The organism is Streptomyces sp. NPDC002130 (genome assembly GCF_040296465.1).
Lineage (GTDB): Bacteria > Actinomycetota > Actinomycetes > Streptomycetales > Streptomycetaceae > Streptomyces.
Window position 1 is genome coordinate 1 of the sequence record NZ_JBEOXI010000362.1, and the last position, 6,374, is coordinate 6,374.

Here is a 6,374-nt window from a genome sequence, read left to right on the forward strand (position 1 = left end):
CGACACCCTTCCCGGCCACGCCGATGTGCAGGATCAAGCGCGCCTGGGCAGCCGCCAGTTCGGGCGCGGGAAGTGGCAGGTGTACCCCTCCGGGTAGCGCTGGAGGTAGTCCTGGTGCTCCGGCTCGGCCTCCCAGAACGCGCCGGCCGGCACGACCTCGGTCACCACCGGGCCCGGCCACAGGCCGGACGCCTCGACATCGGCGATGGTGTCCAGCGCGACGCGCTGCTGCTCGTCGTCGAAGTAGAAGATGGCGGACCGGTAGCTCTCACCGATGTCGTTGCCCTGCCGGTTCCGGGTGGTCGGGTCGTGGATCTGAAAGAAGAACTCCAGGATCGCCCGGTAGTCGGTAGCGGTCGGGTCGAAGACGATCTCGATCGACTCCGCGTGCCTGCCGTGGTCACGGTAGGTGGCGTGAGGCTTGTCGTTGTCGCCGCTGTAGCCGACCCGCGTGCGGATCACTCCGGGAAGCGACCGGATCAGCTCCTGCATGCCCCAGAAGCAGCCACCCGCCAGTAGCGCCCTCTCCTCGACATCACTCATGGCGCATCACCTTTCTTGCCCGTATTCGTCCACACTTACATGTAGTCACCATCTTGGCAGGTGACGAGCCGAGCTGTCACGGCCGGCTCATCCCACGCATCACGGGCAGGACCTGGCGCGTTCATGTGGCAGTAATGAGGTCAAGACGCACACGAGGGAGGCCTCAAGCACACCAGGCCCGACCTGAGCCCCGCACAGGCGGCGGACGTCGTGGTCGACACGTTGCTGCGCGGCCTCGGAGCATCCTGACGGACTTCGCCGGTGGCGCGCAGGCCGGAAACCGGCGGGTGGCCGAGAATCTCAGGGCGGGCACGGGAGCGGGAGCGGCCCGGTGGATCCGATATGCGCCAATGTCATCTTCTCGCGCCGGGAGAGCGGCCCGGGGCGTACGGCCCGCACAGCCGCCCCGGCAAGCACCGGCTGCCTGGGACAACGCGACCTCCGTCACGCCTTCATATTTTCCACACGGCTCCCCCACGCCATGAACACTTCCGGCCGAGTGATGAGCCACGCCTTACCGAGGGGGCAGACGGTGCGCCCGGCCCCTGCCTAGCCTCCCAGGCCATGCGATCACCCCTGATGAGACGTTTCGGCCTCGGCGCCGTCCTCGCCCTCGCCCTCGCCGTGTTCGGCCTGGCCCCCAGCGCGAGTGCGGCGCCGGCGCCGGCGGAGCTGACCTTCACCACCGACAGCGCCACCACCACGCCCGGCGGCTCGGTCAAGCTGTCGATGACCCTCACCAACAACAACACCTACGACGTCTGGTTCGTGTACCAGACGATCGAGCCGACGTGGCTGACCACGCAGCGCCCCGACCTCAAGTACAGCTTCTCCGGGTGCAGCCTGACGACCACAAGCGGCCCCGCCCCCTGCTCCGGCACCGGCCCGGCCAACCTCGGCGGCAACTACGGCGCCACCATCCCGCCCGGTCAGAGCCGCACGGTCACCCTGACCCTGGACGTCGCCGCCGACTCCGGCTGCAACGGCAACATCGGCTTCTACTCGTACTTCTACGCCGAGTTCAGCGACTCCACGAACGTCAGCGGCGGGCCGGTCTACACGCCCGTGACCCGAGTGCTCTGCTCCTGACGCTCCGTCCGGGGAGCCGGCGGCCGTGACCTGAAAGTTTCGCTGCCCAGGTATCGGCGCCGGTCTGGACCACTGGCACTCCGACCGGCGGGCCACACCGGCCCGCCGGTGCGCCGCAGGGCGCGGACCTGCGCGCCGGGCCCTCGCACCCACCAGGCACGGCGTCACCCCGGCAGCACGGAACGGCTCGTTTCGCTTTCGGAACCACCCCGTTCGACACCTGCGCTTTTCCGTCATGTTCCGCAACATGACCGCGAAATCTCCACACAGACCTCACTATGTGACGCGAACGGATGCGTGACGAACTGGCTTCTGAGGGGGACGCCGGCGGCGCGCAAGGGGGTGTCCGCTCCACAGGAGCCGTGCTCACCCCTGCCCGGGGAGGGGACCTCACCGCATGAAGCGGACCTTTCGCACCACCGTGCTCACGGTGAGTGCGCTCATCGCCGCGCTGGGCCTGCCGGCCGGCGCGGCACACGCCGACACCACGCCCCACATCGACTTGCGGGTGCTGGTGGTGAGCGACGGCGGCCCGTCGACCGACGCGATAGCCGCCGAGCTGGAGGCGGCCGGAACGCCGTACACCCGGATCGACCTCACGCAGGCCGGCCGGACCGTGATCGACGCCGACTTCCTCGCGGACACCGTCGACGGCAGGCCGCGCGCCAAGTTCCAGGCCGTGGTGCTGCCCAACGACAACCCGTTCCCGGCCGGCTCCGCCGAGATGGCGGCACTCGCGGCGTACGAGCAGAAGTACGACGTGCCCCAGGTCGACGCCTACACCTACGCGCGTCCCGAAGCCGGTCTGCAGTACCCGGTCCACGGGGGCTACTCCGGCAGCATGGACGGCAAGCGGGCGGAGGTGACCGCCGCCGGCAGGTCCGGCCCCTTCGGCTACCTCGACGGGGCGGTGCCCTTCGAGGACAACGACCCGGCCATCGGCGAGAGTTACGCCTACCTGTCCAAGCCCGTGGCCGGGGCCGACTTCACCCCGTACGTCGAGGTGGCGATCCCCGGGCGGACGGCCAAGGGCACGCTGGTGGGCGAGTACCGGCACGACGGGCGGCGCGAGCTGGTCGTCACCTTCGTCTACAACCAGTACCAGCAGCAGTTCCGGCTTCTGGCCCGCGGCATCGTGGAGTGGATGACCGGCGGGGTGCACCTGGGCGCCTCACGGAACTACTTCGCCGTCCACGTGGACGACGTGTTCGCCGCCGACGACCGCTGGAACAGCCAGCTCAACTGCACCCCCGGCGACGTCGACTGTGAAGATCCCAACGCGACGCCCGACCCGATCCGGATGACGCCCGCCGACGTCGACCACGCCGTCGACTGGCAGAACGACAAGGACTTCACCCTCAACTTCGCCTACAACGGCGCCGGCAGCGCCGACCACCGCGAGGACAACAACGGTGCCGACCCGCTCGCCGACCGGCTGATCGCGCGGCGGGGCGAGTTCCGCTGGATCAACCACACCTACTCGCACCCCTTCCTCGGCTGTGTGCAGGACACCACCGTGGTGCCGTGGAAGTGCGCGACCAACGCCGACGGCAGCACCCGCTGGATGAGCCGCAACGACATCTCCGACGAGATCGCCACCAACCGGGTCTGGGGTGAGAGAGCCGGACTGCCTCTGGTGAACGACGAGTTGGTCACCGGCGAACACTCGGGCATGAAGGTGCTGCCGCAGCAGCCCGAGGACAACCCCAACCTGGCGCTCGCCCTCGACGACAACGACATCGCCTGGCTCGGCTCCGACAACTCCCGTGAGCCCGCCCAGCGTCAGGTCGGTCCCGCCACGACCGTGCCCCGCTACCCGATGAACGTCTTCTACAACGCCGGGCGGGCGGCCGAGCAGGTCGACGAGTACAACTGGATCTACACCAGCCGCGCGCAGGGCGGCAGCGGCATCTGCGAGGACAATCCGGCCACCACCACCTGTCTGCCGGCGCCCCTGGCCCCCGCCACCGGCTACGCCGACCACATCGTCCCGCTGGAGACGCGGATCGCCCTCGGGCACGTCCTGGCCAACGATCCCAAGCCGCATTTCATCCACCAGTCGAACCTGGCCGAGGACCGCATCGCCTACCCCGTGCTCAACGGCGTCCTGGACGGCTACAAGGCACTGTTCGCCGAGAACACGCCCGTGGTGAACCCCCGGATGAAGGACATCGGCGTCGAACTCCGGCGCCGGGCCGACTGGCAGGCCTCACTCCGGGCCGGGGAGATCACGGCCTACCGCATCGGCACCACGGTGACCGTCGACGCGCCGAACGGGCTGGCGGTCCCCGCGACCCTGCCCACCGGCACCACGCTCGCCGGGGCCGCGTTCGGCGAGGTGTACGCCGGGGCCGTGTCCGGATGGACGCCCGCGACGGGTACGCCGCTCGCCCTCTCCCTGCCGGCGTCAGCCGCAGCTCCGACCACCGACAACGCGGCCGAGCCCGCCCCGGCCACCGGCACCGCACCGCGAACCCGTGTCCCAGCGGGCGTCACCGACCCCGTGGGTCACACCGCAGACGGCTGAACGGCGCATCCACCCCAGACCGACCGACGGTCATGGCCGCTCCGCAGCGGCCGGGACCGGCCCGAACCACCCCACTCCTCGGCCGTGGAGCACATCGATGCCCGTTCCCCAGGGCGCGCGACATACCGGAGCAACGCGCGTCACCCTGCTCACCGAAGGCACCTACCCGCACAGCCACGGAGGCGTCAGCGTCTGGTGCGACCAGCTCGTCCAGGGCATGCCCGACCTCTCCTTCGACGTCATCGCCGTCACCGGCACCGGAAGTGAGCCGGTCGTATGGGACCTGCCCGCGCACGTCGCCGGCGTGCTGTCCGTCCCCATGTGGGGCGCCCCACCCGAGGGACGCCCGCCCCGGGGCAGGTCCCGCAACCAACTCGCCGCCGCCTACGAGCGATTCCTGACCGCGCTGCTCGATCCGCGCGCCGAGGACGGGTTCGCGCCCGCCCTGTACACGCTGGCACGGGCCGCGTCGGACGGGACGCTGAGCTCCTTCCTGCGCGCGGACCGCGCGATCGCGATCCTCTCCGCGCTGTGGACCCGTCCCGGTCTCGCCGTGCGCGAGGCGCAGCCGACCCTGCACGACGCGCTCACCGCGACCGCCCTGCTGGAGCACGCCCTGCGCCCGCTGGCCGCCCCGGCACCCGAGACGGGGGTCGCGCACGCGGTCAGCGGCGGGGTCGCCGTCCTGCCCGGACTCGCCGCCCTCGAACGCCACGGCGTCCCGCTGCTGCTGACCGAACACGGGGTCTACCTGCGGGAGCGCTACCTCGGCTACCGCACCGCGCCCTACCGCTGGCCGGTGAAGGCCGTGATCCTCGGGTTCTTCCGGCTGCTCGCCCGGGAGAGCTACCGCCGGGCCGCCCTGATCACGCCCGGCAACCGCTACAACCGGCTGTGGGAGGAGGAGGGTGGCGCCGACCCGGAGTCGATCCGCACGGTCTACAACGGCGTCGACCCCGCCGCGTTCCCGGCGGCCGGGCCCGAGCCGGACGTCCCCACCCTCAGCTGGGCGGGCCGCGTCGACCCCATCAAGGACCTGGAGACCCTCATCCGGGCCTTCGCCCTGGTCCGCGCCGCCCTCCCGCACGCACGGCTGCGGTTGTTCGGCGGGACGCCACGAGGCGGAGAGGCCTACCGCGAACGCTGCGAAGCCCTGGCCGCCGAACTCGGCCACGCCGACGCCGTCACCTTCGAAGGACGCGTCGACGACATCAAGGACGCCTACGCCGCCGGAAACGTCGTGATGCTCTCCAGCATCAGCGAAGGCTTCCCCTTCACCCTGATCGAGGCCATGTCGTGCGGCCGGGCGACCGTCTCCACCGACGTGGGCGGGGTACGCGAAGCCGTCGGGGACACCGGGCTCGTAGTGCCTCCGCGCGATCCGCAGGCGATGGCGACGGCTGCGCTGGAGCTGCTGGGCGACGCCACGCGGCGCAGGGCCATGGGTGAGGCGGCCCGGCTACGGGTCATCGAGCAGTTCACCCTCCGGCAGACCATTGACACGTTTCGATCCGTCTATCTGGAACTGGCCCACCCCGAACAGGAGTCGACGGCCATGACCACCACGGTCAGGATCTCCGCCCCGGCCGTCCACGGCACCGGAAGCCTCGCCCTGTGAGCGGGCCGATATCCCTCGAACCCGGGGGCTCCGAACAGGACACGCTGGCCATCCGGCTGGCCGACGCCCGCCCGCCGCGCCGCCGGCCACGCTGGGCCCTGGACGACACCACGCTCGCCATCCGGCTTCCCCGCAGCGGTCCCGACGAGCAGGCGGTGAGTGAGCTCGCCGCCGAACTCGCCGACCGCATAGGGCCCGCCGTCCACCCCTACGAGGTGGCCGCGCTGCTGGAGGCGGAGGGACTGTCCGCCTCCCTGATCAACGAACGCTACGGTCACCCGAACCTGTTCTCCCTCGCCTCCGCCCTGTACGAGCGGGTGCCGCGCACGTTCCCCGAACCCGCCCCGGCGGCCGATCCCTGGCGCCCCGACACCGTGCGCTGTCTGCTGCGGGGCGTGCTGTTCGCCCTGCCGGGGCTGGCCTACCTGCTGGCCGCGCCCCTGTGGGACGCCGGCGGGTACGCCCCCGCCCTCATCGTGGCCGGACTCGTGTCCTGGGCGTGGGGGCAGGCACTCGGGCACCGCGCGCACCTGCGGATGGCGACCGGACGCCGGGAGGCGGGCCGTACGCTCCTGGCCGGCGCGCCCGTGGGAGCGG

4 protein-coding genes and 1 pseudogene are annotated in these 6,374 nt (G+C 71.2%); 4 read left to right on the forward strand and 1 reads right to left on the reverse strand.

All coding sequences use genetic code 11. The annotated features are described in order from the left end of the window. Positions 1-33 precede the first annotated feature (33 nt). Complete coding sequence (gene msrA, locus ABT116_RS38250; protein ID WP_351644071.1) at positions 34-543, reverse strand: peptide-methionine (S)-S-oxide reductase MsrA; 510 nt, start codon at positions 541-543, stop codon at positions 34-36. 579 nt (positions 544-1,122) lie between these two features. On the opposite strand from msrA, the gene ABT116_RS38255 reads away from it, so the two are divergent. From ABT116_RS38255 to ABT116_RS38270, 4 genes and pseudogenes are all read left to right on the forward strand, one after another. Then, the gene (locus tag ABT116_RS38255; protein ID WP_351644073.1) at positions 1,123-1,632 is read left to right on the forward strand and encodes a hypothetical protein; all 510 of its coding nucleotides are present in this window, start codon (positions 1,123-1,125) and stop codon (positions 1,630-1,632) included. Between the two features lie 397 nt (positions 1,633-2,029). After that, a complete protein-coding gene (locus tag ABT116_RS38260; protein ID WP_351644076.1) occupies positions 2,030-4,159 on the forward strand; it encodes a hypothetical protein in 2,130 nt (709 codons plus the stop codon). Positions 4,160-4,256: 97 nt separating this feature from the next. After that, a complete protein-coding gene (pelF, locus tag ABT116_RS38265) occupies positions 4,257-5,777 on the forward strand; it encodes a GT4 family glycosyltransferase PelF (protein ID WP_351644079.1) in 1,521 nt (506 codons plus the stop codon). Further along, positions 5,774-6,374, forward strand: a pseudogene (locus ABT116_RS38270) (hypothetical protein); the annotation flags it as partial. The gene pelF and the pseudogene ABT116_RS38270, both read left to right, overlap by 4 nt.

Coding starts and splice junctions, on each gene's coding strand:
- msrA (WP_351644071.1), bottom strand. CDS start 543: ATGAGTGATGTCGAGGAGAGGGCGCTACTGGCGGGTGGCTGCTTCTGG.
- ABT116_RS38255 (WP_351644073.1), top strand. CDS start 1,123: ATGAGACGTTTCGGCCTCGGCGCCGTCCTCGCCCTCGCCCTCGCCGTG.
- ABT116_RS38260 (WP_351644076.1), top strand. CDS start 2,030: ATGAAGCGGACCTTTCGCACCACCGTGCTCACGGTGAGTGCGCTCATC.
- pelF (WP_351644079.1), top strand. CDS start 4,257: ATGCCCGTTCCCCAGGGCGCGCGACATACCGGAGCAACGCGCGTCACC.